Consider the following 24,172-nt stretch of genomic DNA (forward strand, 5'->3'; position numbering starts at 1 on the left):
GGCCCTCTGGGGCACGGTTAGGCGCGCATTGTAGCGGGCCGCCGCCGCCTCGGCACCCGTGATGTGCCGGACGGCTGGCGAGGCTGTCGGCGGCCGGCCATCTGTGGGAAAGTAGCGGCCTTTTTTCAGAGGGGTGTTTGCGATGGATAACAGAGGGCTCGAGAAGCTCGATCAGTTGTTGCTCAAGTATGGCAACGACGACTCGATTCTTTCTGCCAGCGAACTGGACGGCTATTTCGCGGCCATCGTGTCCGGGCCTCGGCAGATCGACCCCGGCACCTGGTATCCGCACATCTGGGCCGAGCAGTTGCCCAAATGGGCCAACGACAAGGAAGGCGAGCGCTTTACCAAGCTGGCCGTCGAGCTGATGAGCGAAGCCGCCTATATGCTCGGCGAGGAGCCGGACGACTACGAGGCCATCTTCCTGGCCGACGACAATGGCAAGGGTGAGAAGCTCATCGTCTCGCAGTGGTGCGCCGGTTACCTGCGTGGTGCCCAGGTGGCTGGCTGGATCGATGCAGAGCTGCCCGAGGAGCTGGAGGCTGCGCTGGCGAGCATTACGCTGCACGGCAGCGAGGAGGGCGTGGACGCGCTCAATGCCATGTCCGATGAGGCGTACGACGCCTCGGTCGCCACGGTCGAGCCCGCCGCCGTGGCGCTCTATCAGTACTGGCAGGAGCATCTGGAGCCTGTGCTGCCGGTACGCCGAGAAGAGACCAAGGTCGGCCGCAACGACCCCTGCACCTGCGGCAGCGGCAAGAAGTACAAGCAGTGCTGCCTGCGTGGCTGAAACCGCTCATTCAGGATGAACGGGGCGCGGCAGGGGCTGATTACCACTGCCGAACAACTCCACCGCATCCTGCATCTCCAGCCACCAGCTGTCCTGCCAGCGCAATACCTGCAACTGCTGGTCATTGGTGGTGAGCTGATGGCGTTGCGGCTTGCCCGGGTGACCCAGCTGCGACGCCAGCACGGAATGGCACAGCCAGTCGTAGACGCGGGCCGCGCGGCTTGGCGGGCTGTGATGGCTGAGCTGCAGCACGTTGCGCAGGTCGATCATCGCCTGGGGTGATGCCTCGCTACCGAACAGGATGCCGCTGGGCTTGCAGTGATGGAGCAGCGCCGCCTGGCTGTCGGAAAAGCACAGCAGCGCGCAGATGGCGTCTGCACAGAACCACAGGCGCCCATCAGCGCTGGCGCGGACATCGACTTGCCGTCCCTCTACCTGAAATGACCGTGCGTAGTTCATGGCACCTCCCTGTACATCACCAGCGCCACCGTGCTCGTGATGAAACCATGAATTTAATTTACAATTAAACCGTATGTTCAATCTAGCATGGAAGCGGAATTTAACGTCCGCCCATGACCGAAAAAACCGAATTTGCCCAGCGCCTGCGCGATGCCATGCTCGCTGCCGGCTACCCTGATCGTCCTGCCGTGTTGGAACGGGAATTCAACTCCCGTTACTGGGGGCGTTCGGTGACATTCCAGGCCGTGTCGCGATGGCTGCGCGGCCAGGCCATTCCCTCCCAGGACAAACTGCAGGTGCTGGCCGACTGGCTGCGCGTCGAACCGCAGGCGCTGCGTTTCGGCGAACGCGCGGCCATGGCGGTGCGTGAGCAGCGCGGCCGCTGGGAAGACCCCGCGTTCTACCCCGAGCGGGAGGCCATCGAAGCCTTTCTCGCCCTGCCTGCCGCCCAGCGCAAGGTGGTGCGCGATGTGATCATGACCTTCGCGCAGACTGCCAAGCAGCCGGGCGCGTCCAAGTAAGGCATTCGCCAGCGGGCAGCGAACGCCGACCTTACTGAGGGGCTCGCAGACCGATCCGCCAGGCGAACACTACCGGAGGCATGGCGCCAGCGACGGCAGCGATGGCACCATCGGTTGGACTGGCAGCGCCACCGGATGGCGCACTGCGGGGATGGAGCCGGGCCGCGGGCGTCATGACCGGCGCCCGGCTGATCGTCCTGACGGAGTGGGCGACTCCGGCGGCCTGATGGCCTAGTTCAGCAACTCGCCAAACGCCTTGTCCGCTTCCAGCACGGCGGGCAGCGCCTCGAACAGCTTGGCCAGGTCCACGCCCTCGAACAGCGGGCCTTCCAGGTCCTGTTTGGCTTCATCGGTCAACCCATGGGCCTCCAGGCTCTCCTCGACGTGGATCGCCTGCGCCACCAGGCGCGCATACTGGCTGTCGCCCGGCGCCTGGGCCGGTTTGTTCTGGTAGGCGATGGCGTTCTGGATCAGCGCCGGCAACTGCCAGCGGCGCGCCAGCTCGGCGCCGACTTCCGGGTAGCCGAAGCCCAGTTGCAGGGTTTCCTCGGCGGCCTGGGCCGCGGCCTCGCGTTGCGGGTGGCGGTTCAGGCGGCGGGCGAAGTCCGGGGCGCCGGTCTGGATCAGCAGTTCGCCGATGTTGTGCATCATTCCACAGGTGAAGGCGGCATCCGCGTCGAGCTTCGACTGTTTGGCCAGGGCGCGGGCGATGCTCGCCACGCGGAAACTGCGCAGCCAGAACTTTTTCAGGTTGTAGCCGGTATCGACCTTGAAGGCGCCGGTCATGGCCGAGGCCAGCACCAGGGTGCGCAGGGTGTTGAAGCCCAGGCGCATGGCGGCATCTTCCACGCTGCTGGCGTCGCGCGAGCCGCGAAAGCGCGCCGAGTTGGCCAGGCGCAGCACCTTGGCGGCGACCACCGGGTCGCGCTCGATATTGCGCGCCACGCTTTCCAGGTTGGTGGAGGGGTTGTCGAATTGCTGGATCAGGTCCTGGGCGACCTTGGGGACGGTGGGCAGGGTGTGCAGTTCGGCGAACAGGCTGGCGATATCCATATGATGCTCCTGGGGAAAAACCGGCGGACTCTATGGAGTTTCAGCATAGCCGCGCTGATGGCGGGTGCCAGGCCTCGAGCCGGGTTTTTCGCAGTGCCGAATGCCCGTGCCGACGACGAAAAGCGCGGCCTTTCAACGCCAACCCATGGTCAGGCGAGGGCGCAAGCCTCACCGCTGACCACCCGGTTGCGGCCGGCGCGCTTGGCCGCGTAGGTGCGTCTGTCGGCGGCGTTCATCAGTTCGTCCAGGCGCTCGCCGTCCTGCCCGAGGCTGGCCACGCCGGCGCTGAGGGTCATCTGCATGGGCGTACCCTTGACGTCCAGGGGGGTGCTGGCCAGCCGTTCGCGCAGCGCCTCGGCGATTCTCGCTGCCTGGGCGGCGCTGGTGTTGGGCAGCAGGGCGGCGAATTCCTCGCCGCCGAGCCGGCACAGCAGGTCGGTGGCGCGCAGGCGCTGCGACAATACGTCGGCGAAATGGCGCAGGGCCTGATCGCCGGTTTCATGGCCGAAGCGGTCGTTGATCTGCTTGAAGTGGTCGATATCCAGGTAAACCAGGGCCAGGGGTGCCTGGTTGCGCCTGGCATGGGCGCGCTCGCGGGCGAACACCTCGGTCAGCTTGGCACGGTTCGCCAGGCCCGTGAGGTAGTCGGTGCTGATCAGTTCGAGCAGGCGCTTCTCGGTCTGCCCGCGGGTGTGTTCATAGGTGTGGGAGAAGACCGTGATGGCCAGGGTCGCCATGCCGATATCGAGCAGAAAACCCAGGCTGTCGCTGGGGTCTTTCTCGGTGTAGTGCTGGGTGTACAGGTACAGGCCCAGGCTGACGAACAGGACCGAGCCGATCAGCCCCAGGCGCAGGCCGAGCAGCAGGTAGAGGATGATGGGGATGGTCTGGATCCAGGCGAAGATGCCCACCGAGGTGTCCGGGTTGGCCAGGGTTCCCATCATCACCCCGAGAAAAGGGATCAGGTAGACGATGGTCAGGGCGCGCAGGTACCGGGTGCGCTCGACCACTACCAGCATGTACAGCGACAGCAGGGTGTAGACCACCTCGATGCCCACCAGCAGCCACAGCCCGCGGGTGGCGTTGAAGATCGAGAACAACGCACCGAAACACAGGGTCACCCACAGCAGGGTCTTGAACATCCTGCGCCGGGACTGATCATGGTGATCGACTGTAGCCAGCATCGAATCGTCCTTCCGGGCGCCTTGGCGCACGCGGTGGCCGGCGTGTCCCGGGGGCTACGCCGTCTGGTCAGAGAGGGGTGAAACCGACAATTCTGCACGAAGATGGCCCTGTGCTACCAGGGGTATTTCGTCATCGGCGACTCGTCGTTTTCTGGGGGGAGGGCCGGCTGCGCAGCGGCCCTGGCCGCCGGCGGTTCCATCGTCAGCGGCGTATCGGCCTGGCAGCCCGGCCTGCCTGCCAGACGGCCTCTGGCTGCAATGACCCGTTGCTGGAACACGATCAGGCCGGGCCTGATCGGCGGCGTTCACACCAGGGTCGCGCCTCGCGCGTTCACGAAGATCGAGTAGAGCGCATGGCTGCTGGCCATGAACAGGCGGTTGCCTTTCTCGCCGCCAAAGCACAGGTTGGCGCAGCGCTCCGGCAGTGAGATATGGCCGATGGCCTTGCCCTGCGGGTTGAACACGCGCACGCCATCGAGCTTTTCCGGATCGCTCCCGGCCGAGCCGTTGCTGCCCCAGCCGCACCACAGGTTGCCGAACTCGTCGCACTTGATGCCATCCAGATCGCCAGTGTCGGTGGCTTCGATGTGTTTGCGGCGCTGGCCGAGGCTGCCGTCATCGTTCACCGGGTAAGCCCACACCAGGCGATACGGCTTGGCCAGGCTCTCGACGATGTACAGGGTCTTCTCGTCGGGCGAGAAGCACAGGCCGTTGGGGCCACCCAGGTCGTCGGCCACGCGGGTGACCTGCTGCGTTTCGCCGTCGATGCGATAGACGCCATGGGGCAGCTCGGGCTCGATCTTGTAGCCCTCGTAGAAATTGCCGGCCTGGAAAGGGGGGTCGGTGAACCACACCGAGCCGTCGCGTTTGACCACCGCGTCGTTCGGCGAGTTGAAGCGCTTGCCGTCGAATCGATCGGCCAGCACGGTGATGCGCCCGTCGTGTTCGGTACGGGTGATGCGCCGGCCCAGCTCCTGGGTGGTGGAACCTTCACAGGCGATCAGCCGGCCCTGGGTGTCGCGCACCAGGCCGTTGGCATAGTTCGAGGGTTGGCGGTAGACGCCCAGGGTCTGGCTGATCTCGTCCCAGCGCATGATGCGATTATTGGGAATATCGCTGACCAGCAGGTAACGGCCGTCGCCGAACCACACCGGGCCTTCCGCCCAGCGCAGGCCATCAGCGAGTTTTTCCACGCTGGCGTTGAACAGACGCAGTTGCAGGAAGCTGTCATCGAGCACCTGCACGGCGCTATCCGGATAGCGCAGGCCGAGCGGCTGTGCCGCGCTAGCCAGTTGCGGCAGTAATGAGCCGGCGCTGGCGGCAGCGGCGGAGCAGATCAGCGAATGCTTGAGAAAGTGGCGGCGCGAGTGGCCAGGTTGCAGGCTGTCATTCATGTCCATGTCCCTTCTTGTCATTGTCGGGCCGAAACGGCGTTAACAACCTAAAAGATGTATCACAAGCATGAAAGGTTTGTCGCGCCTGAATAAAGGCGCTGACCAAGTTGTTTTTTATTCAATTGATTTACAAGAGCTTTAATTAAATTCTTGCTGGGTTTTTTGCGCTGCCAGTCTCGTGGTTATCTGATGACTAGCGAGCAGCCACTGCATGCTCGCGATGGCTGCACAGGCGGCAGGGTCAGGCGAACACGAAGTACTTGCGCACCGTCTCGACCACTTCCCAGGTGCCTTTCATGCCTGGCTCGACGACGAAGATATCGCCGGCCTTGAGGTGGATCGGCGCCATGCCGTCCGGGGTGATGATGCAGTAGCCTTCCTGGAAGTGGCAGTACTCCCACTTCACGTACTCGACCCGCCATTTACCCGGCGTGCAGATCCAGGTGCCCATGATCTTGCTGCCGTCATCGCTGGTGTAGGCGTTGAGGTTGACCGTGTGCGGCTCGCCCTCGATGCGTTCCCATTTGCAGGCGTCGACGACGGGCATCGGCTGGGTATCGCGCAGTACGGTAATCGGTTTGTTGGCCATGAAGGGCTCCTGGTGTTGGACAAAGTGGGTTTACCTTAGGGTCTGTTGCCGTTTCACGCACGGCCGCGCCGGAGCCCGTTTTGCCGCGAGGCAAGGCACGAGCCGCGAAGTTTAGCTAGCTAAATGAGCCGGCGAGAAACGCAGCATCGCGGCAAAACGGGCCCGGCCCTTCGGGTTGCGCGAGAAATCTCGCCATGCGTTGTTGGAGGACTTGAAAAGGGAACGCCATTCCCTGCGTCCTCCGCCTAGCCTGGCGAGATTTCTCGCGGCAACGCGGCTCGCGTTGAAACGGCAACAGACCCTACGGCGCTCGGCCGGCGCCTGGTTGTCTGGGGTCGACATGGGCGTGCGCATTTGCGCTCAGGCCGGCAGCGCAGGACGGGCGCGCAGGGTGCAGCCGGCATGCACCACCAGCGTGGCGATCACCAGCGCACCGCCGTACAGCGTGGCCGTGGCCGGCACCTCGTTGAGGACGTACCAGACCCACAGGGTGCCGAGCACGCTTTCCAGCAGGTAGAACAGCGCCACCTCGGCGGACGGCAGGTAGCGCGTCGCGCTGTTGATCAGCAAGGTGGCCAGCGGCATCTGCACCAGCCCCATGATGCCCAGCGCCAGGTAGCTGGCCGAATCCAGGCCGAAGGGCTGCGCCTTGGGCAGGGCGATCAGCGCGGCGACCAGGCCGCCGAGGGCGATCAGCGGCATGCGGGCCAGGCTGGAATGACGGCGCAGCAGGGTAAGGTTGGCGCCCAGCGCCGCCGAAGACAGCAGTGCATAGCCGTTGCCCAGCAGGTCGCTGGCGCTGAAGGAGCCGGCGAATACCAGCACGATGCCCAGCGTCGCCACGCCGATCGCCAGCCAGGTGCGCAGTGCCACCGCCTCGCGCAGCAAGAAGCGCGTGAACAGCGCGGCGAACAGCGGCGCGGTACTGAGGATGACCACCACATTGGCCACCGTGGTATGCACGATCGCCAGCACGAAGAAGATCGAGATCAGCGCCAGCAGCACCGCCGACGCGGCCCCCGGCAGTGGCTTGGCGCGCAGGCTCGCGCGGCTGCTGGCCGACAGCGAGAAGGCGCCCAGGGCGATGAACATCAGCAAGCCGCGCCAGAACACGATGCTCCAGCCGTCCGCCTGTACCAGGCGCACCAGCAGCCCATCGAAGCTGAGCAGCACGATGCCGCTGATGACCAGCAGCAGGCCGCGCGCCGAGTCTTTCATGGGGCCTTCCTTGTTGTGATGGGAACTGCCCCGATCATCGCGCCATCTTGGTGCGTCGGCCTGCCCAGATGCGCCGCCGGTAGAGGCGTTCGCGACCTGGTGACTGGCTGCCTAGACGCCTATTTTCCTGCGCGCTGCCGTGAATCGCTGGCGCTGATCGAGCAGGTTGTTCAGGCCTTGAGCTGACGCAGCCACTCCAGGCCTTCGCTGGTATCGCCCTTTGGGCGGTACTCGCAGCCGATCCAGCCGGTGTACCCCAATTCATCGATCACCTCGAACAGCTGCGCGTAGTTCAGTTCGCCCATGTCCGGTTCATGGCGGTCCGGTACGCCAGCGATCTGGATGTGGCCGATGCCAGAGAAATCACGGCGCAGCTTCATGGTCAGGTCGCCTTCGACGATCTGGCAGTGGTAGCAGTCGAACTGCACCTTGAGATTATCGGCACCCACTTGGCGGACGATGGCCTGGGCCTGGTCCTGGCGGTTGAGGAAGAAGCCCGGCATGTCACGGGTATTGATCGGCTCGATCAGCACCGTTACACCAGCGCCACGGGCCTGCTCGGCGGCATAGGCGAGGTTTTCCAGGTACACCGCCTGATGCGCTGCACGCAGGTTTTCGCTCGGCAGCAGGCCGGCCATCACATGGATGCGGTCGTTGCCCAGTACCTGGGCGTACTCCAGCGCCTTGGCCACGCCGACGCGGAATTGCGCCTCGCGGCCCGGCAGGCTGGCGATACCGCGCTCGCCGGCTGCCCAGTCGCCTGGCGGGGTGTTGAACAGTGCCTGCACCAGGCCATTGTCGCTCAGGCGCTGTTTCAGCTCTGGGGCGCTGTAGTCGTAGGGGAACAGATACTCAACCGCCGCGAAGCCATCGGCGGCAGCCGCAGCGAAGCGGTCCAGAAAGTCATGCTGCGGGTACAGCATGCTGAGGTTGGCGGCGAAACGAGGCATGGGGATCTCTCTTTTCAAATCGGCGAAGGGATTGAGAGGGCGAGCGCGCTAGCACTCGCCGCGCATCAAACGAATGGCCACAGGATGAGGGTCATCACGAAGCCCAAGGTGCCCAGGATGGTGACCAGCACGGTCCAGGTGCGCAGGCCGTCGGCGACGTTCAGGCCGGCCAGCTTGGTGAACATCCAGTAGCCGGCGTCGTTGATGTGCGACATCGCCAGGCCGCCACCGCCCATGGCCAGGCACAGCAGCGCGAGATGGTTGGCCGATAGATCGAGGGTGGCGATCAGCGGGCTGAGGATACCGGCGGTGGTCACCAGTGCCACGGTGGTCGAACCCTGCACTGCGCGCAGCAGCATGGTCAGGATGAAGCCCAGGGCCAGTACAGGCAGCCCGGTGTGGCGCAGCGCCTCGGAGACAACCGCTCCGATACCGGTGTCGACCAGCACCTTGCCGAACACGCCACCAGCACCGGCAATGAGGATCACCATCGCTACGCCCGGTAGCGCCGAGCCGAGCACGTCGGAGACCTGCGAACTGCTCCAGCCACGGCGCGAACCCAGCAGCCAGGCGCATAGCAGCGTGTCGATCAGCAGCGCTACCAGCGGCGCACCCAGTACGGTCAGCACGTCACGCAGCATCGAACCGGCTGGCAGCAGGGTGGTGGCCAGAGTGCCGAGCAGGATCAGCACGATCGGCAGCAGGATCAACGTAATGATCAGGCCGAAACCCGGGGCAGGGGCCGGCGGCAGGCTTTTGGCCAGGCTGCCGGCATTGGCCTCGGCGCCGAATTCCTTGCTCTCGGCCACTTCACGCACGGTGGAGTGGTCGTTGCGCGCCCAGGCTTCCAGGTCGGCGTTGGTTACGTGGGGGCCATACACCTCGGCACGAATGTCGTCGGTCATCGGGTAGGTTTTGCGGGTCATGCGCCCGGCGATGAAGTAGCCGACCATGCACACCACCGCGACCAGCGGAATGCCCAGCAGCAATACGCGACCCAGGTCAGCGCCTAGCTGGCTGGCAGCCGCCACGGCACCCGGGTGCGGTGGCAGGAAGGCATGCACCGCCAGCAGGGCGGCGCACATCGGCAAAGCGAAGATCAGCAGCGGTTTGCGCGCAGCACGCGCCACACCGTAAGCCAGCGGCATGAGGATGATCACGCCGACCTCGAAGAACACCGGGATACCGACCATGAAGCCGGCCACGGTCAACGCCAGTGGCGTGCGCCGGTTGCCGAAGCGCTCGATGAGCGTCTTGGCCAGCGCCTCGGCGCCGCCGGACAACTCGATGATGCGCCCGATCATCGCGCCCAGGGCGATGATGATCGCGATATGGCCGAGGGTTTTACCCATGCCACCTTCGATGGTGGCCACCAGGTCGGCAGGTTTCACACCTGCCACCAGGGCGACGATGATGCTGACCAGCATCAGCGCCACGAAGGGCTGGAATTTGTATTTGAGGACCAGAAACAGCAGCAGTGCGATACCGGCACCGGCGATCAGCATCAACATGAGTGGTGTCATTGCAATTCTCGTTTTTTATTGTTGTCCGGAATTTCCGGCTGTTCGGGCGCCGCAGGGCGGCGCCCTGCCGTGGGGCGTTACCAGTTCGCGCCGAAGACCTGATTGAGTTCTTCCAGCGCCTGTTGGGGCAGCGGAGCGGGTTTGGGGTCGCTCATCAGCCACAGTCGGGCGGTTTCCTCGAGCTCTTCGAGGGCGTAGCAGGCCTTGGCCACCGAGCTTTCCCAGATCACCGGGCCGAGCCGCTCGAGCATCACGCCACGCACGCTGTTGGCCAGCTGCGCCACGCGCTCGGCCACAACGGGCGAGCCTGGGCGCTGGTAGCCGATCAGCGGGATGTGGCCGACCTTCATTACCTGATAGGGGGTCAGAGGTGGCAGGATGTCGTCTTCACGCCACACGCCGGCCAGGGTCAGCGCTACCAAGTGGGTGGAATGGGTGTGTACCACGCCGCCGACTCCCGGGTTGCGGTCATAGACCTGGCGGTGCAGGGCCAGGGTCTTGGACGGCTTGTTGCCGGACACCCATTCGCCGGCCAGGTTGACCTTGGCGATGTCGTCCGGGTGCATGCGACCCAGGCAGGCGTCGGTAGGGGTGATCAGCCAGCCGTCATCCAGGCGGGCGCTGATGTTGCCGGCGCTGCCCACTGTGTAGCCGCGCCCATACAGCAGCCGACCGACATCACAGATTTCCTCGCGCAGGGCTTTTTCATTGCTCATCAGGCTTCTCCTGCCAGCTGTTTGAGGGCCTTGGCGAAGAAGTCGCGGGCACCGAAGTTGCCGGACTTCAGCGCCAGGGCGAGCGGTTGCCTGCCGTCGCTGACCGTGGCCGGTACGCCCGGGTCAATCTGCGCGCCGATCTTCAGCAGTTGCACGCCCAGTGCCTGGACCACGGTGCCGGAGGTTTCCCCGCCAGCGACCACGAAGCGGCGTATGCCCGCAGCCAGCAGCCCCTTGGCGATCTGCCCGAGGGCGTCTTCGACCATCGCCCCGGCGCGCTCGGCGCCAAGCTTCTGTTGCACGGCCTTGACTTCGTCCGGGGCGCTGGTGGCGTAGATCAGTACGGTCTGGCCAGAGTCGCGGGCGAAGGTGATGGCCTGTTCGACCACCCGCTGGCCGGCCGCCAAGGCCAGCGGGTCGATGCGCAGCGCCGGGCGGCCGGCTTCAAGCCAGGCGCTGACCTGGCCGTTGGTAGCCACCGAAGCACTGCCGGCCAGCACCACGTCACCACCGGGAATATCGATGCGCTGGGCGGCGTCGATGTCGCGCAGTTTGCCGGCCTTGCGGAAGTTGCCCGGCAATCCCAGGGCCAGGCCCGAGCCGCCGGTAAGCAGCGGCAGGTCGGCGCAGGCTTCGCCCAGGGTGTAGAGATCGGCGTCCGACACGGCATCGGCAATCGCCATGGTTACACCCTCGGCACGCAGTTCGGCGATGCGCGCACGCACGGCATCGCTGCCATTGGCCACGGTGTCATAGCGCAGCAGGCCGACCTTGCCCTGGGTCTGGGCATCGAGCACGCGCAGCAGGTTGGCGTCACCCATTGGCGTCAGCGGGTGATTCTGCATGCCCGACTCATTGAGCAGTTGATCCTGGACGAACAGGTGGCCGCGGAAAATCGTCCGGCCGTTCTCCGGGAACGCCGGGCAAGCGATGCTGAAATCGCCGCCCAGTTTGGCCAGCAGCGCCTCGCTGACCTGGCCGATATTGCCGGCCGGGGTGGAGTCGAAGGTCGAGCAGTACTTGAAGAAGATCTGCTCGCAGCCGCGCTCGCGCAGCCACTCCATGGCCGCCAGGGACTCGGCGACGGCTTCGGCGGCCGGCGTGGTGCGCGACTTCAAGGCGATGACGATGGCGTCGGCATCCAGGCCGGCAGCCACTTCTGCGCTGGGAATGCCGATGCTCTGCACGGTGCGCATGCCGCCGCGCACCAGCATGTTGGCCAGGTCGGTGGCGCCAGTGAAGTCATCGGCGATGCAGCCCAGCAGCGGGCGAGAAGTCATGTTCATCGGTTACTCCTTGCCCTTGGCTTTCGGCAGCTCGATGCCAGGGAAAATCTTGATCACGGCGGAGTCGTCCTCGCGACCGAAACCGGCGCTGGAGGCTTGCATGAACATCTGGTGAGCGGTGGCCGATAGCGGCAGCGGGAATTTGCTGGTGCGTGCGGTATCGAGCACCAGGCCCAGGTCCTTGACGAAGATGTCCACGGCCGAGAGCGGCGTGTAGTCGGCGTTGAGGATGTGCGGCACGCGATTCTCGAACATCCACGAGTTGCCGGCGCTGTTGGTGATCACTTCGTACAGGGCATCGGCATCCACGCCTTCGCGCAGGCCCAGAGCCATGGCTTCGGCGCTGGCGGCAATGTGCACACCGGCCAACAGCTGGTTGATGATCTTGACCTTGGAGCCCAGGCCATGGAGGTCGCCGAGGCGGTACACCTTGCCCGCCATGCCGGCCAGTACGGCTTCGGCCTTGGCATACGCGTCGGCGGGGCCGGAAGTCATCATGGTCATCTGGCCGGCGGCGGCCTTGGCGGCACCACCGGAAATCGGTGCGTCGAGATAGGCGAGGCCCTTGTCAGCCAGGCGCTGGCCCAACTCCACGGCGAAGGTTGGCGCGACGGTGGCGCAGCCGATCACCAGGCTGCCGGGGCGCAGGGCGGCGACGGTACCCTTGTCACCGAACAGCACGGTCTCGGTCTGCTCGGCATTGACCACCACGGTAATGACGATGTCGCAGGCTGCGGCCATCTCGGCAGGCGAGGCACAGGCCACACCGCCCTCGGCGGCGAATGCCTGAACCACCTCGTTGCGTACATCACAGGCATGCACCTTGAACCCGCTGCGCAGCAGGGAGCGGGCAATACCCAGGCCCATGGCGCCCAAGCCGATCACCCCGACATTGGATTGAGTCATTGCTGTCTTCCTCGGTCTTTGCCGTCGCGCGTCATGCTGGTTGACGGCTTAATTGTTCTGAAATGTGAATCGGATACTGAATTAATGAGCGAATGATGTGAAGTATTTTTTCAAATTAACAAAAATTCACAGGTCCGGGCGGGCAAATATCACGTTCGAGTGAACGGGTGAGGGCGGGCTTCAGTCGGAAAAGGCTTGTACTGACCTTGAGTCAGGCGCGCGTAGACCGAAGCCGAGCCAGCCAGGGGGGTGCTGGCTGGATTGGCTTGAGGCGCGATATCTGGGGGTGGCGGGTCAGGAGGCCGGGGTGTAGGCGAGCAAGAGCTCGATGCGCTGGTGGCGGATGCTCTCGGCTGCGGCGGGGGTGAGTGCGCTGTCGGTGATGAGGGCGTCGAATTGTTCCAGGGCGGCGACCTTGTACATGCCGAAGGTGCCGTATTTGGAGCTGGTGGCGATCAGCACATTACGCGAGGCCGATTGCATGGCCGCTTGCTTGACCTCGACTTTCAGCGCCGACGGCGTGGTAGTACCACGCTGCAGGTCCCAGGAACTGGTGGAAATGAACGCGATGTCGGTGGCCAGCTGGCGCAGGGTCGCCGCCGCCAGACCACCGACGCTGGAGATGTTGGGATGGTCGAGCAGCCCGCCGGTGTGGATCACGTTCACATGGTCGGCTTCGGCCAGGGCATGCACGATCCCGAAGTCGTTGGTGACTACGGTCATGCCTGACAGCGCGATGATATGTGGCACGATCTCCAGGGTGGTGGTGCCCGCGTCCAGGTAGATCGTCATATCGGGGTGCAGCAGGCCGGCAGCCAGGCGGGCCATGGCCTGCTTGTGCGGCAACTCCACCACGGCCTTGGAGTCATGGCTGGGCTCACTGTGCAACTGGCTGGCGATACGCACGCCGCCGGTGACCGAATAGGCGCGGCCTTGTTGCTCCAGCTGGGCGATGTCGCGGCGCACGGTCATGTGCGAACACTCGAACATCTCCATCAGTTGATGAACGCTGAGCACCTGATGCTTGCGCAACTGGCGCAGCATCTGTTCACGGCGCTGCTCGGGGATCATTGGGGCAACGCTGGGCGAGGCGTGCTTATCGGAAGGTGGCATGCGCGCTCCTGCGTAAGGCACCGTGGTGCAGGTGCGAGGTAATCAGTGGCGGGTTTTTTAACACAATCCGCTCATTCAAACCATTTGGCCCTCAGCGCAGCGATGGCGGTTCCAAGGCAGCCGACTGCCGCTATCTATTACCTCCCAGCCCGGAACTTGTAATTTTGCAATTTACTCCAATATCTCGATTCAGCGGCGCCGGGCGCCGCGCGGCATCGTGAACAGGGACGTGCATTTCTCCATGGCTCAAGCGAGGCACCCATGAATTCCGAAGAGCAAACCCTGATCGATGGCCTGTTCACCCGCCTGCAAGCAGCCGAGCACGAGGGTGGGTTGCGCGATACCGAAGCCGAGGCGCAGATCAGAAACCACCTGGCCCGCCAGCCCGCCGCGCCCTATTACATGGCCCAGGCGCTGTTGATCCAGGAGGCCGCCATCAAGCGCCTGGACCAGCGCGTGCGGGAACTGGAAGCCCAGGCGGCGGATGCGCAGCGCCAGCGCTCAGGTGGTGGCGGCTTTCTTTCCGGGCTGTTCGGGGGCGGGCAGCCGGCCGGCACGCCGCAGCCGAGCCAGCGCCCGGCCGGCTGGGGCGAAACGCGCTTCTCCCAGAACGCCAATGCCGCACCCGTGGCGCCGGCCGGCATGCCCGGCGCCGCACCGGTGGGCCAGGGCGGCGGCTTCATGCGCGGCGCGTTGCAGACGGCAGCCGGTGTGGCCGGCGGGGTGATGGTGGCGGATCTGCTGACCAACATGTTCCACCACAACCAGCCCCAGGAGATCGTCGAAGTCATCCGCGAGGACGCGCCCATGCAGGACAGTTTCGGCAATGGCCTGGACGACACCCCTTACGCCGGCAGCAGCGACATGAGCAACGATATCGACACCGATGCCTTCGACAGTTCGGACTTCTTCGACGACGACAGCATGTTCAGCTGAGGCCGCGCACGCTAGCCGGCCAGCGCTGCGGCGTTGGCGGTGCGGTCCACCAGGCGCAGGCTGTCACGCCCGCCGCGCTTGGACTGGTACAGCGCCGCGTCACCCTGTTCGATCAGCGCCGCCAGGCTGGCCGGGGGCTGGTCAAACAGGCTGGCGCCAATGCTCAGGGTCACGGCTTCAGGCGTGGCGAACGCCTGGGCAGCGGTGCTCTGAAACTGCTGGCGCAGCAGGTCGCCCAGGCCGGTGATGCGTTCGGAGGAGGCATCCCTGAGCAACATCACGAATTCGTCGCCGCCCAGCCGCGCCGCCAAGGAGCCCTCCGGCAAGCTGCGGCGGATCATCTCCCCCAGGGCGACCAGCAACTGGTCACCGGCAGCATGGCCATGCAGGTCGTTGACCTGCTTGAAGTTGTCGATATCGATCAGCAGCAGGGCGCCCGGGCGCGCCGCAGACACCTCGTTGAGCAGGTTCGGCGCGCGCGCCTCCAGCGCCCGGCGGTTGTACATGGCGGTCAGGGGGTCGCGGGCGGCCAGGCGTTCGATGCGCTTCTCGCGGCGGTAGCGCACGGTGCCGGTCATCGACAGGGCGATCAGCATCAGCGCCATCACCCCTTCGACCAGCGAGACCTTGATGATCAGGCCCTGAAACGAGGCCAGGTCGATCAGCGTGCCGGGCACCAGCACCGGAAAGGTCTTGGCGAGGTAGAACAGCCCATGGCCCAGCAACACGAAGCGCAGCTGGGCTGCCCCGGCGCCCAGCGATTTGCCCCGGGGGCGCAGCAAAAAGCTGGCCCTGATGGTGATCGACGCGATCAGCAGCGAATTGACCACCAGCATGATCTTCGACCATTGCGGCCCGCTGGGCAGCAGCAACATCGCCAACCAGACGGCCACCATCAGCAGCCAGGCCCGCGATAGCCGCGTTTCGGTAAAGCGTGCGACACCGGCGAAGAACAGCCAGTGCGAGGTCACCAGCAGGCCGTTGGCGAACCAGATGCCGACCAGCAGCAGGCCACTGCTGCGCAGCAGGGCGAGCGTGGAACCCATGCTGATCAGGGCGAAGCCGGCGCTCCAGAACAGCAGCGCCGGCTCGCGAATGGTTCGCCATTCGATCGCCAGGTAGAGAGAGGCCGCCAGCGCCAGGGCGATGGTCATCGTCAGCAGGGTCAGGGGATCGAGCGCCACGGGGTAATCGGCCTTCCGTTACAGGTCAGAGGTGCGATCTGCCGGCTTGCCGGCAGTGAATCGGTTATGACTTCGAGCATAGCCACGCTTTATGAAAGTGCGGCGCTGGCGCCAGTACAGCAATGCCCGCGGCGGCTTCACTGGCCGCTGTGTTTCGGCCTGACCGTCAGGCTGACCAGGCGGGTGACCACCAGGCCGATGTACATGACCCCGGCGAACTGCTCGAGCATCACCAGGGCGCGGGCGAAGGGCCGCAGCGGAATGATGTCGCTCAGGCCGACCCCCGACAGCGTGGTGAAGCTCAGGAACAGCAGCTCCACCCAGGTGCGCTGCGCCTCGGGATCGATCGCCGCGCTGAAGCTGCCAGGGCTGACCAGTTGGCATACCGAAAACGCGTGGGCGAAGGCCCAGGCCAGCAGGGTGAAGGTGGCGCCGACGGCGAACAGTTCGTCGGTGCTGGCGCGCTGGTCTTCCATCATGTAGGCGATCAGGCCGCCGGCCGCATAGAAATAGAAGCTCGATTCCAGCGCCGCCAGCAGGATCGACAGCGCGGTGTTGCTCTCGAACTCCACGGCCACGGTCAGCATCAGGATGCACGCCGCCTGGGTGAAGGCGATCCACTGGATGGTCGGGCTGCTGCGTACCATGCGCAGTGACATTGCCAGCACCACGATGCCGAAGGCGCCGACGATGGCCCGCCCCTCGGACAGGCGCTCCATGAAGGGGTAGAGCACGATGCCCAGCAATTGCACGAACAGCAGGCTGGCGGAGGGGTAGCGGAGCAGGTAGGTATGAGCCTTGGGCATCGGAGTGGACCGGGCGAGGGGAGGTATGCAGCGGGGCTGCATTTTGCCGGGCAGTCTAAAGGATCGCCAGCGCCGCGTAAGCTGCCGTTCGCCGCCGGGCATGCACCTAGGGCGGCCGTCATCCCGGGGCATCCGCAAGGGGGCGGCGCTCGCCGGGCCGCGAATAGTCGCGGCGCCGCGCGGGATTTCGGCTATGATCCGCCACCCTCGAAAACACTCCGCCATGGTCAGGTCCCGATGCCCGTCAACGCCCTCTATACGGACCTGTCCGACTACTACGACCTGATGTGCGCCGATATCGACTACCGCGCGCAAAGCCAGGCCGTGCAGCGCCTGCACCAGTTGTTCGGCAACGGCGGCACACGGCACCTGGACCTGGCCTGTGGCACCGGGCCCCATGTCCGGCATTTTCTCGATGCGGGCTTTCGGAGCAGCGGGCTGGACATCAACCAGCCGATGCTCGACAAGGCCGCCATCCGCTGCCCCGAGGCGCACTTCGCCGTGCAGGACATGTGCGCGTTCAGCGTCGCCGAGCCGGTCGACCTGATCACCTGCTTTCTCTACTCGCTGCACTACAGCGCGACCACCGCACGGCTGGCGGCCTGCATCGCCCATGTGCATCGAGCGTTGCAGCCCGGCGGCCTGTTCTGCTTCAACGCCGTGGACCGTACCCGCATCGACAATCAGCTGTTCGCGGCGCACACCGTGCAGATTGATGCGGGGCGCTTCACCTTCAGTTCTGGCTGGCACTACAGCGGTGCGGGCGAGCAGCAGGCGCTGCGTTTGCGCATCGAGAAGACCACGGGCGACGAAACCCTGACCTGGCACGACGAACACCCCATGGTCGCCGTGAGCTTCGCCGAGCTGCAGGCGTTGCTCGAGCCGCACTTCGACGTGCATGTGCTGGAGCATGACTATCAGAGAATCCTGCCGATCAGCGAGAGCGCCGGCAATGCGCTGTTCGCTTGCGTGAAGCGTTAGCGAGTACCTTTGCTGAGGCCGCCCACTGAGCCGCGATGCTGTCAGCACCTTCTAGCTTGATCACGGCTGAAGCGGATCGCCGCCCGGCCGCGCCCACGCATCTGTGTATCTAAAGGAGGTTCGCACTGTTGGCGCTACAGCACAGTGACGCAGGCTCGGTGGCGTGAAAAACGACTGGTTGGGTGACCGACCTGGGACCTGCACGCAGCGCTGCGCAGACCGTGTCGGTTAGCCGCGTAATCTGCTAGTAACGGGCACCCACAGTTTCTGACACCGTGTCTCTGCCTGCAGCGCCGCCTACCTCGCCAGCGGGCCCGTCAGTGCAGCGTCGGTGTAAGCCGCTCGGCGACCAACTGGCGCGCCTGATGGGCCAACTGATCCAGATGATAGTCGCGTTGTTTCTCGGCCTCGCTCATGGCCTTCTTGCCATGCTGCTTGAGCAGGTAGGCGTGAATCTGCCGCACCTCGGTGGACTGGAACACCGGCGCCAGGTCCTGCACGGCCACCAGGCCATCGGAGCGCTGGTCACGGGTGTTCATCAGCACCTGCGGCCCTTGGGCGGCCAGCACCTGCAGGCCCATGGCCTCGAAGGTCGGCACCTTGCCGGCCACGCAGGCCAGCTCCATATGGGGATGGCGCTCGATGATGCGCTGCAACATGGCCCGGGCGATGCCGCCCCGGCGATGGCTGGCCGCGACGGCCATATAGGCGAGGGTGCAGGCGTCGGCATCGTCCTGGCTGGGCAGGTACAGGGCGAAACCCAGCACCACGGCGGGGTCCTGATCATCCAGGGCCAGCAGCAATTGCGTGGGGCTATCGGCTTCGCCATTCATGGCCTGCAGGTACAGGTGCACCTCAAAGCCGATCACGTACTGGTACAGCTGGAACAGCGGGTTGCTAGGCGTCAGCGGCACCGGGCTGATGTCGCTGAAGTAGTCCACCACCATCTGCAGCACCTGGGCTTTGAGGGACTCGGGTGGCGGGGCATCGAGGTGGGTGAGGGTGAACATCGCGGCGGGCTCTTGTTAATACGGCGGGCGCCATTGTAACCCGTGGGGCAGGCGGGCGTTGTGGCCGAGAACCTATGGATGGGCCTTGTCGGGTAACATGGCGGCGCACCCGACACCGATCCGGAAGGGCCTTATGGCAGCCTCGAAACGAACATATGCAGGCATCGAACGCGAGCTGATTCGCACCCTGACCGACGCCTGCGAAACGGCAAAGAGCGAGATCGTCGGCTTCCAGTGGCTCACCCATGAGGTGAACTACGCACGCTTTCCAGAGAGCCTGATCGTCACCTGGATGTTCGACAGCGAGGCCAGCAAGGCGCGGGCCCTGGCGGGCGCGGACAAGGCCAGGATGCTGGCGCTGACCCTGGCCGCGTTCGAGGCGGTGGGCATCAGCGTGTCCCGTATCAATGAGCACGTGGCGTTTTCGCTCGAGCAGCCGGCAGGGGGCAAGCGTGGCCAAGGACATTGAAAACCCCTGCGTGTCGCTGTGCCAGCTCAACAGCGAACTGTGCGTCAGCTGCGGCCGTACGCGGGAGGAAATCCGCAAGTGGCGCGGCATGAAACGCCCCGAGAAGATGGCCACCGTGCAGAAGGCGGCAGCGCGGATGAAGGCGATTGCCAAGAAGAAAAACAAAGGCTAGAACGCGGGCCGATCAAGGGCTGTCGCTCCCATCGACCCGCTGCTGGCGCCTCGGTACCTATTCTTGCGGTTCGGCTAGAAACGGTGCGACGCTGCCAAATGGGTAACTGCCCATCCCAATGCGCAGTGGCGCGACTGCTGTCGAGGTGCCGGTGCCCACTGCCATCACGTTATCGAAAAGCACCTGTTCACCGGGGTGACGGTTATCTGCTGCGACGATCAGGTAATAAGTGCCATCCCGGCGAACCTGGCCAGCCAAGTCCTGATTGACGACACCCACCTGGCCGCGTATCTGGCCAAAGCCTTGTCCAATTACCGTCGACTTGTCGTCCAACAGGATGAGGTAAGGCGCCAGCACATACTTGCTGAAACCGAGGCAGCTGTTCACGCACCAGGAGTTGACTTTGATGAGAAAGGGTTTATTGGCCTTGAGGTCGACCGAAAATACGCGGTAATTGGATGGAACCCCCTCGACTAGAAGGCGAGGTTCCTGAGCGGTGATTTGCCACTGTTTGGGACGCCAGCCGGGTGCTACCTGCATCGGTTCGGCAGCGGTGTTTCGGACTGCCTCGGCGGGCGTTTTTGCGAGTGGGGTCGTGGCGTTGGCCACCTGCTCTTGATAGACGCGCTGCGGGTTGGCGCTGCAGGCAATCAAGGCCAGGCAAATGCTGAGAAGCAGGATTAAGCGCATTGTATTTTCCTTTGAGTGGCAAGTGCGTAACGAGTCCATCGTTTGCCTAAGGCTAATTCGCCTGGAGCGTTAAGTGACGCTCGTTCTTGAATCTTGAATGTCTGAACCATGATGGACAAGCTTCGCTTTGTCCATCCTACTCCCTAGTCGATCATGGCTGCTGCGCCTGCTTCGGAGCGACGCCGTTGATATGGGGGCATGTGTCCAGCGAATCGGGTGTTGGAAGCTTGGGCTCGAACCGCACTGCCGCGCCATTGCCTTGTTTGACTTCTACACGCTCCTTTAAGATGGCCGGCCCTTGCAAGGCAGGAAACACCATGTGGTTCACCAAGAAAAACACGCTCAGTGACGAGCAGGCGACGGCGCTCAATGAGCAGGCCTGGGCGGCGTTTCGCGAGCAGGATCTGGACACCGCGCTCGAGCATTTCCAGACCCTTGCCAAGGCATGTCCTGCCGACCCGCGCTGGATGAACGGCGTTGGCGCGGTGAGCCTGGCACGTGAAGATCGCGCCGGTGCCCGTCGACACTTCCAGATGGCCGCCAAGCACGATTATCCCGGCAGCCACTACAACCTCGGCATCATGGCCTACCAGGAAGATGACCACGAGGCTGCCCGCCGGCACTTCCTGAGGGCCGCCGAGCACGATTATCCAGGCAGCCACTATAACCTCGGCACCATGGCCTTCCAGGAAGGCGATCATGATGCTGCCCGCCATTATTTCCAGCAGGCCGCCAAGTACGATTGCCCTCGCAGCCACTTCTACCTTGGCAGCATGGCCCATCAGGACGGCGATCACGATGCCGCCGTCGAGCACCTCAATAACGCCGTGCGCCACGATCATGCGGAGGCGCTGAACCTGCTCGGCGACGTCCACCTGCATGCCGAGCGCTACCCGCAGGCCGAGCAGGCCTATCGGCGCGCCGCCGAACTGGGGCATGTCGACGGCTACAACAATCTCGGCCTGTTGTACCTGCAGCTCGAGGACTACCAGCAGGCCAAGCAGGCGTTGTTGCAGGCCCTGCAATCCGACCACGTCTACGCCCAGCACAATCTGGCAGTGGCCTATCACCGCCTGGGCGAACTCGAGGCGGCCGAGCGCTGGTACCTGATCTCCTTCTCTCAGCACGGCAACCTGCAGTCGCTGGAGAACCTCGGCCACGTATATGGCGAAAGTGGGCGCGAAGCCGAGGGCCAGGCGCTGGTGGCGGCCTCCGACAAGCTCTATGAGGATCAGCCCCTGAGCGATTACGAGCAGGCGTTGATTGACCGCCTGCTTGCCTGAGCCACGGTGATCTTGCGAGAAACCCTCGCCTGTACTTGATCGAGGCCCGGGTTGTAGTGCCGAACCGGGCATGGTCGGCGGACTGCTCGCTGATGCTACGAGCCCCCGGCGTTCCGGTCCGCCCCACGGGCTACGCTAGCGCTGGGCTGTAGGGCGTACTCGCGAAGCAGTACGCCTTTGGGACGCCGGGGTATGGTGCCGAACCGGGCCTGGCGGCGGACTGTTCGCTGACGCTTCGAGCGGCCGGCGCTCCGGGCCGCCCTGCGGGCTGCTTCAGCCGCGCTCAACTTCGTGCAGAAAACTCTCCAGAATCTTGCGGCTTTGCGCCAGCTCAGCCGCCTTTTGATCAGCCACGCGGATCTGTTCGTGCAGCACCTCGCGCAACTCATCGCATGGCTCGAAAGCCAGGCCTTCACCTCTTACGCACGGCAAGAATTTCAAGATGGTCGCCAGGGTCATGCCGGCAGTGCCCAGCAACCGGATGCGTTCGACCGTGCGCAATTCCTCCAGGGCGTAATCGCGGTAGCCGCCGGATGTGCGTTTGGGCTTCAGCAGCCCCTCGGCTTCGTAGTAACGAAGCATTCGCACGCTCACACCCGAACGCCTGGATAGCTCACCTATTTTCATGCCTTGCTTCGCCTTGACTCTGACAGTGCTGTCAGGGTCGATGATAGGGGCTCCTTCAATCGAGCACCAGCAGGAGCTGTTCCCATGGCGATTCAGCCGATCCACTATCCGTCCTATATCGACGGCCAACCCGCAGCCGCCTCGGCGCTGAACCCGCTGGCGTTCGCCGGCTTTGCCCACTTCACCGCCATGCAGGTGAGGAACTCGAGCATCAAGGGGCTGGATCTTCATCTGAACCGACTGCGTCATGCCTCTCTGCAGCTCTTCAAGCGTGCGCCGGATGAGGCGCTGTTGCGCGCGTACATTCGAACGGCGATCGAGGAGGGCGCGAGCGACCAGTCACTGACGGTCACCGTCTTCTCACCGCACGGCGAGTTCACGGCCCACAGCATGGACGCCGAGCCAGCCGTGTTCGTGCGTACAGCGGCGCCGTCGAATGGGCCGCAAGGCCCGTTGCGCTTGAGCGTCATCGAGCATGAGAGGCCGCTGGCCGCCATCAAGCATGTCGGTGAAATCGGCAAGACCTATTACCTTCACCAGGCCATACGCGAGGGGTTCGATGATGCGGCCTTCGTCGATCAGCGTGGGCACCTGAGCGAGGGCACGATATGGAACCTGGCCTTCTGGGACGGTGAAGCGGTGATCTGGCCCGAGGCCGAGAGGCTCGAGGGCACCATGATGGGCATGATCCAGCGTCAGCTGGCCCGCCTCGGCGTACCGCAGCGTGTCGAGCCCATCACCCTCGAGCGTGTGAAGGGGCTTTGCGGTGCGGCCGTGCTCAACTCATGGACGCCGGGCATTGCCGTCACCGCCATTGGCTGCCATGCGCTCGACGAGGCGAGGCCGTTTATCGAGCTGCTGCACAAGGCTTACGGGGCCGAGCCGGCCGAGGTGCCCTGAGCTTGCGGGAGGCCAGCATGATCGATGGCAACCATGTAGGGTGGATGACGTTTTTTTCATCCACCATAGCGATACAACGTCGGCCCCTTTATTCGCCGTAACCTCGCTCAGCGCCCTCCGGCTCCACACACCAGCCAAGCGGATAAATGCCCATCGCCATCGCATGATGAAAGCTCGAATACGGCCAGTCCTCCAACCGCTCGACATAGCCGTGTTTCAACGGATTGACGTGGATGTAATCGAAGTGTCGCTGGTAGTCCCGTTCATCACGAGTCAGGTGTTCCCAATAACGCCGTTGCCAGATACCGCGCTCGCGGCGGCGTTGCTGATTGACCGTGCGTGTCTCGGTAAGGGGAAGACGTTTGGCGAAGGCGAACTTGATCACCTTCCAACGCCGGGCGAAGTTGGCATCGCCCGGCGGTAGCGTCCACAGACAGTGCATATGGTCGGGTAGCACCACCCAGGCATCGATATGAAAAGGGTGCCGGGCCCGAGTGGCGCGCACGGTTTCGCGCAGCAGGTCGATTTCGCGGGTCAGCAGGTTGCTGGTGCGATCACGCAGATTGACGGTGAAGAAGTAGGTGGCGCCAAGAACCTGGGCGCGGCGGTAGTTGGGCATGGCGGCTCATCCTTGAGCAGTGTGTTGCCTGAACCATGGTGGACAGGCTTCGCGTTGTCCACCCTACGCCACGCTTCAACCTCACATCGGGTTCCCAGCTCCGTAGGGTGGATGACGCTTTCTCATCCACCATTGCGGTGGTTGTTCGGGCTACTTGCTGCGTCAAGAATACCGGCGGCCAACCGCGATCAAAAGATCATTTTCGCCTGCACACTTCCACATCATCCTGCGTTTTTAGCTCGGTATCGACTCCCAGCCGATATCGGCAGTATTCAATAATCAGATTGCGCTCCTCATCGGTAAGGCGCTCAACCTTCCTGATCTCACTATCATTGGCGTGAATGTTGTAAAACTTCATCTGAAGCGTTGGGTATTTCTTGAGGAACAGAATGGTTTCTATATCACCGTCCTCAAGGGCTTCGTAATAGCCGGCATAGAACACAGTGGTGAGTATCAGGATTACTACAATCAGCAGCTTTTTCATTCGTGTGGTGCCGGTTGATTCCATTCGGCCTCTGACAGGGCGTTTATACTTGGCGTAGTTACGCCTTTGTGGGCGCTTCGTGTGTTATCGACCCGGAGCTTCGAGGGTCGTATTCCTGTAAGCAGCCTAAGAGCGATCAAACATACAACGGCTTCTGCCATCAGTGAATGAGCAATGCTGAAGAAGTATTTTTGACGCCTCGAAAATTTTCTGACCCTTGGCGTCTCTGGTTTTCAGGTGGTGTGCGCAGGAAGTTGCGCATTCAAGAGCGGTTATCATTCGGTTACCCGTTGACCCACCGGGCAATGG

27 protein-coding genes are annotated in these 24,172 nt (G+C 63.9%); 8 read left to right on the plus strand and 19 right to left on the minus strand.

Annotation, left to right across the window (positions count from 1 at the left end; translation table 11 throughout):
* Positions 1–142: 142 nt before the first annotated feature.
* Positions 143–790 (plus strand): YecA family protein, encoded by a 648-nt coding sequence (locus K8U54_RS21115; RefSeq protein WP_249907643.1) that lies wholly within the window; start codon positions 143–145, stop codon positions 788–790.
* A gap of 6 nt (positions 791–796) precedes the next feature.
* Here K8U54_RS21115 and K8U54_RS21120 read toward each other — a convergent pair whose 3' ends face one another.
* Positions 797–1,249 carry a BRO family protein gene (locus K8U54_RS21120; protein ID WP_249907644.1) on the minus strand — a complete coding sequence of 151 codons (453 nt, stop codon included), beginning with the start codon at positions 1,247–1,249 and terminating at the stop codon, positions 797–799.
* 113 nt (positions 1,250–1,362) lie between these two features.
* Between K8U54_RS21120 and K8U54_RS21125 the strand changes: the two genes are divergently transcribed.
* On the plus strand, positions 1,363–1,770 hold the full coding sequence (locus K8U54_RS21125; RefSeq protein WP_249907645.1) for a transcriptional regulator: 408 nt from the start codon (positions 1,363–1,365) through the stop codon (positions 1,768–1,770).
* A gap of 231 nt (positions 1,771–2,001) precedes the next feature.
* Here the strand turns inward: K8U54_RS21125 and K8U54_RS21130 are convergent, their stop codons facing one another.
* The 11 genes from K8U54_RS21130 to K8U54_RS21180 all read right to left on the minus strand — a co-directional run bounded on the left by K8U54_RS21130 (position 2,002) and on the right by K8U54_RS21180 (position 13,702).
* Positions 2,002–2,823 carry an HDOD domain-containing protein gene (locus tag K8U54_RS21130; RefSeq protein WP_249907646.1) on the minus strand — a complete coding sequence of 274 codons (822 nt, stop codon included), beginning with the start codon at positions 2,821–2,823 and terminating at the stop codon, positions 2,002–2,004.
* Positions 2,824–2,972: 149 nt separating this feature from the next.
* Positions 2,973–4,007 (minus strand): GGDEF domain-containing protein, encoded by a 1,035-nt coding sequence (locus K8U54_RS21135; protein WP_249907647.1) that lies wholly within the window; start codon positions 4,005–4,007, stop codon positions 2,973–2,975.
* 305 nt (positions 4,008–4,312) lie between these two features.
* Positions 4,313–5,401 carry an SMP-30/gluconolactonase/LRE family protein gene (locus K8U54_RS21140; protein ID WP_249910489.1) on the minus strand — a complete coding sequence of 363 codons (1,089 nt, stop codon included), beginning with the start codon at positions 5,399–5,401 and terminating at the stop codon, positions 4,313–4,315.
* A 241-nt stretch (positions 5,402–5,642) separates the two neighbouring features.
* Entirely contained in the window at positions 5,643–5,990 is a 348-nt protein-coding gene (locus K8U54_RS21145) for a cupin domain-containing protein (protein ID WP_070886495.1), read from the minus strand.
* Between the two features lie 360 nt (positions 5,991–6,350).
* On the minus strand, positions 6,351–7,208 hold the full coding sequence (locus K8U54_RS21150; RefSeq protein WP_249907648.1) for a DMT family transporter: 858 nt from the start codon (positions 7,206–7,208) through the stop codon (positions 6,351–6,353).
* A gap of 170 nt (positions 7,209–7,378) precedes the next feature.
* On the minus strand, positions 7,379–8,158 hold the full coding sequence (gene otnI / locus K8U54_RS21155; RefSeq protein WP_249907649.1) for a 2-oxo-tetronate isomerase: 780 nt from the start codon (positions 8,156–8,158) through the stop codon (positions 7,379–7,381).
* A 65-nt stretch (positions 8,159–8,223) separates the two neighbouring features.
* Complete coding sequence (locus K8U54_RS21160) at positions 8,224–9,681, minus strand: SLC13 family permease (protein ID WP_249907650.1); 1,458 nt, start codon at positions 9,679–9,681, stop codon at positions 8,224–8,226.
* Between the two features lie 77 nt (positions 9,682–9,758).
* Positions 9,759–10,397, minus strand: coding sequence for an aldolase (locus tag K8U54_RS21165; protein WP_249907651.1), 639 nt, complete (start codon positions 10,395–10,397; stop codon positions 9,759–9,761).
* Positions 10,397–11,683, minus strand: coding sequence for a 3-oxo-tetronate kinase (gene otnK, locus K8U54_RS21170; protein WP_249907652.1), 1,287 nt, complete (start codon positions 11,681–11,683; stop codon positions 10,397–10,399). Before otnK ends, K8U54_RS21165 begins: the two co-directional genes overlap by 1 nt.
* Positions 11,684–11,686: 3 nt before the next feature.
* Positions 11,687–12,589: an L-threonate dehydrogenase gene (ltnD, locus tag K8U54_RS21175; RefSeq protein WP_249907653.1), complete on the minus strand. Its 903-nt coding sequence runs from the start codon at positions 12,587–12,589 to the stop codon at positions 11,687–11,689.
* Between the two features lie 294 nt (positions 12,590–12,883).
* Positions 12,884–13,702: a DeoR/GlpR family DNA-binding transcription regulator gene (locus tag K8U54_RS21180; protein ID WP_249907654.1), complete on the minus strand. Its 819-nt coding sequence runs from the start codon at positions 13,700–13,702 to the stop codon at positions 12,884–12,886.
* A 261-nt stretch (positions 13,703–13,963) separates the two neighbouring features.
* On the opposite strand from K8U54_RS21180, the gene K8U54_RS21185 reads away from it, so the two are divergent.
* Entirely contained in the window at positions 13,964–14,638 is a 675-nt protein-coding gene (locus K8U54_RS21185; RefSeq protein WP_249907655.1) for a DUF2076 domain-containing protein, read from the plus strand.
* Between the two features lie 11 nt (positions 14,639–14,649).
* Here K8U54_RS21185 and K8U54_RS21190 read toward each other — a convergent pair whose 3' ends face one another.
* Complete coding sequence (locus tag K8U54_RS21190) at positions 14,650–15,822, minus strand: GGDEF domain-containing protein (RefSeq protein WP_249907656.1); 1,173 nt, start codon at positions 15,820–15,822, stop codon at positions 14,650–14,652.
* Between the two features lie 137 nt (positions 15,823–15,959).
* Positions 15,960–16,628: an ion channel gene (locus K8U54_RS21195; protein WP_249907657.1), complete on the minus strand. Its 669-nt coding sequence runs from the start codon at positions 16,626–16,628 to the stop codon at positions 15,960–15,962.
* Between the two features lie 237 nt (positions 16,629–16,865).
* Between K8U54_RS21195 and K8U54_RS21200 the strand changes: the two genes are divergently transcribed.
* A complete protein-coding gene (locus K8U54_RS21200; protein ID WP_249907658.1) occupies positions 16,866–17,609 on the plus strand; it encodes a class I SAM-dependent DNA methyltransferase in 744 nt (247 codons plus the stop codon).
* Between the two features lie 317 nt (positions 17,610–17,926).
* Here K8U54_RS21200 and K8U54_RS21205 read toward each other — a convergent pair whose 3' ends face one another.
* The gene (locus tag K8U54_RS21205; RefSeq protein ID WP_249907659.1) at positions 17,927–18,619 is read right to left on the minus strand and encodes a GNAT family N-acetyltransferase; all 693 of its coding nucleotides are present in this window, start codon (positions 18,617–18,619) and stop codon (positions 17,927–17,929) included.
* A 133-nt stretch (positions 18,620–18,752) separates the two neighbouring features.
* Here K8U54_RS21205 and K8U54_RS21210 point away from each other — a divergent pair, with 133 nt between their 5' ends.
* Together K8U54_RS21210 and K8U54_RS21215 are read left to right on the plus strand one after the other, a co-directional pair.
* Positions 18,753–19,088 carry a hypothetical protein gene (locus K8U54_RS21210; RefSeq protein WP_249907660.1) on the plus strand — a complete coding sequence of 112 codons (336 nt, stop codon included), beginning with the start codon at positions 18,753–18,755 and terminating at the stop codon, positions 19,086–19,088.
* Complete coding sequence (locus tag K8U54_RS21215; RefSeq protein ID WP_249907661.1) at positions 19,072–19,260, plus strand: DUF1289 domain-containing protein; 189 nt, start codon at positions 19,072–19,074, stop codon at positions 19,258–19,260. The genes K8U54_RS21210 and K8U54_RS21215 overlap by 17 nt, the downstream gene beginning before the upstream one ends.
* Before the next feature lie 57 nt (positions 19,261–19,317).
* Here K8U54_RS21215 and K8U54_RS21220 read toward each other — a convergent pair whose 3' ends face one another.
* Positions 19,318–19,950, minus strand: a complete 633-nt coding sequence (locus K8U54_RS21220) for a hypothetical protein (protein WP_249907662.1) — start codon at positions 19,948–19,950, stop codon at positions 19,318–19,320.
* A 317-nt stretch (positions 19,951–20,267) separates the two neighbouring features.
* On the opposite strand from K8U54_RS21220, the gene K8U54_RS21225 reads away from it, so the two are divergent.
* Positions 20,268–21,233, plus strand: a complete 966-nt coding sequence (locus K8U54_RS21225; protein ID WP_249907663.1) for a tetratricopeptide repeat protein — start codon at positions 20,268–20,270, stop codon at positions 21,231–21,233.
* Between the two features lie 273 nt (positions 21,234–21,506).
* Here the strand turns inward: K8U54_RS21225 and K8U54_RS21230 are convergent, their stop codons facing one another.
* On the minus strand, positions 21,507–21,815 hold the full coding sequence (locus K8U54_RS21230) for a MerR family transcriptional regulator (protein ID WP_249907664.1): 309 nt from the start codon (positions 21,813–21,815) through the stop codon (positions 21,507–21,509).
* A 129-nt stretch (positions 21,816–21,944) separates the two neighbouring features.
* Here K8U54_RS21230 and K8U54_RS21235 point away from each other — a divergent pair, with 129 nt between their 5' ends.
* Positions 21,945–22,760, plus strand: coding sequence for an aminotransferase class IV family protein (locus K8U54_RS21235; RefSeq protein ID WP_249907665.1), 816 nt, complete (start codon positions 21,945–21,947; stop codon positions 22,758–22,760).
* A gap of 88 nt (positions 22,761–22,848) precedes the next feature.
* Here K8U54_RS21235 and K8U54_RS21240 read toward each other — a convergent pair whose 3' ends face one another.
* A complete protein-coding gene (locus K8U54_RS21240) occupies positions 22,849–23,379 on the minus strand; it encodes an REP-associated tyrosine transposase (RefSeq protein WP_249907666.1) in 531 nt (176 codons plus the stop codon).
* 196 nt (positions 23,380–23,575) lie between these two features.
* Positions 23,576–23,863, minus strand: a complete 288-nt coding sequence (locus K8U54_RS21245; protein WP_249907667.1) for a hypothetical protein — start codon at positions 23,861–23,863, stop codon at positions 23,576–23,578.
* Positions 23,864–24,172: the final 309 nt, after the last annotated feature.

Origin of the sequence: Pseudomonas fulva (genome assembly GCF_023517795.1) — a bacterium.
GTDB lineage: Bacteria > Pseudomonadota > Gammaproteobacteria > Pseudomonadales > Pseudomonadaceae > Aquipseudomonas > Aquipseudomonas fulva_D.

Bases quoted from the DNA above. Each gene is read 5' to 3' on its own strand.
- K8U54_RS21115 (WP_249907643.1), top strand. From the start codon at position 143: ATGGATAACAGAGGGCTCGAGAAGCTCGATCAGTTGTTGCTCAAGTAT.
- K8U54_RS21120 (WP_249907644.1), bottom strand. From the start codon at position 1,249: ATGAACTACGCACGGTCATTTCAGGTAGAGGGACGGCAAGTCGATGTC.
- K8U54_RS21125 (WP_249907645.1), top strand. From the start codon at position 1,363: ATGACCGAAAAAACCGAATTTGCCCAGCGCCTGCGCGATGCCATGCTC.
- K8U54_RS21130 (WP_249907646.1), bottom strand. From the start codon at position 2,823: ATGGATATCGCCAGCCTGTTCGCCGAACTGCACACCCTGCCCACCGTC.
- K8U54_RS21135 (WP_249907647.1), bottom strand. From the start codon at position 4,007: ATGCTGGCTACAGTCGATCACCATGATCAGTCCCGGCGCAGGATGTTC.
- K8U54_RS21140 (WP_249910489.1), bottom strand. From the start codon at position 5,401: ATGAATGACAGCCTGCAACCTGGCCACTCGCGCCGCCACTTTCTCAAG.
- K8U54_RS21145 (WP_070886495.1), bottom strand. From the start codon at position 5,990: ATGGCCAACAAACCGATTACCGTACTGCGCGATACCCAGCCGATGCCC.
- K8U54_RS21150 (WP_249907648.1), bottom strand. From the start codon at position 7,208: ATGAAAGACTCGGCGCGCGGCCTGCTGCTGGTCATCAGCGGCATCGTG.
- otnI (WP_249907649.1), bottom strand. From the start codon at position 8,158: ATGCCTCGTTTCGCCGCCAACCTCAGCATGCTGTACCCGCAGCATGAC.
- K8U54_RS21160 (WP_249907650.1), bottom strand. From the start codon at position 9,681: ATGACACCACTCATGTTGATGCTGATCGCCGGTGCCGGTATCGCACTG.
- K8U54_RS21165 (WP_249907651.1), bottom strand. From the start codon at position 10,397: ATGAGCAATGAAAAAGCCCTGCGCGAGGAAATCTGTGATGTCGGTCGG.
- otnK (WP_249907652.1), bottom strand. From the start codon at position 11,683: ATGAACATGACTTCTCGCCCGCTGCTGGGCTGCATCGCCGATGACTTC.
- ltnD (WP_249907653.1), bottom strand. From the start codon at position 12,589: ATGACTCAATCCAATGTCGGGGTGATCGGCTTGGGCGCCATGGGCCTG.
- K8U54_RS21180 (WP_249907654.1), bottom strand. From the start codon at position 13,702: ATGCCACCTTCCGATAAGCACGCCTCGCCCAGCGTTGCCCCAATGATC.
- K8U54_RS21185 (WP_249907655.1), top strand. From the start codon at position 13,964: ATGAATTCCGAAGAGCAAACCCTGATCGATGGCCTGTTCACCCGCCTG.
- K8U54_RS21195 (WP_249907657.1), bottom strand. From the start codon at position 16,628: ATGCCCAAGGCTCATACCTACCTGCTCCGCTACCCCTCCGCCAGCCTG.
- K8U54_RS21200 (WP_249907658.1), top strand. From the start codon at position 16,866: ATGCCCGTCAACGCCCTCTATACGGACCTGTCCGACTACTACGACCTG.
- K8U54_RS21205 (WP_249907659.1), bottom strand. From the start codon at position 18,619: ATGTTCACCCTCACCCACCTCGATGCCCCGCCACCCGAGTCCCTCAAA.
- K8U54_RS21210 (WP_249907660.1), top strand. From the start codon at position 18,753: ATGGCAGCCTCGAAACGAACATATGCAGGCATCGAACGCGAGCTGATT.
- K8U54_RS21220 (WP_249907662.1), bottom strand. From the start codon at position 19,950: ATGCGCTTAATCCTGCTTCTCAGCATTTGCCTGGCCTTGATTGCCTGC.
- K8U54_RS21225 (WP_249907663.1), top strand. From the start codon at position 20,268: ATGTGGTTCACCAAGAAAAACACGCTCAGTGACGAGCAGGCGACGGCG.
- K8U54_RS21230 (WP_249907664.1), bottom strand. From the start codon at position 21,815: ATGCTTCGTTACTACGAAGCCGAGGGGCTGCTGAAGCCCAAACGCACA.
- K8U54_RS21235 (WP_249907665.1), top strand. From the start codon at position 21,945: ATGGCGATTCAGCCGATCCACTATCCGTCCTATATCGACGGCCAACCC.
- K8U54_RS21240 (WP_249907666.1), bottom strand. From the start codon at position 23,379: ATGCCCAACTACCGCCGCGCCCAGGTTCTTGGCGCCACCTACTTCTTC.
- K8U54_RS21245 (WP_249907667.1), bottom strand. From the start codon at position 23,863: ATGAAAAAGCTGCTGATTGTAGTAATCCTGATACTCACCACTGTGTTC.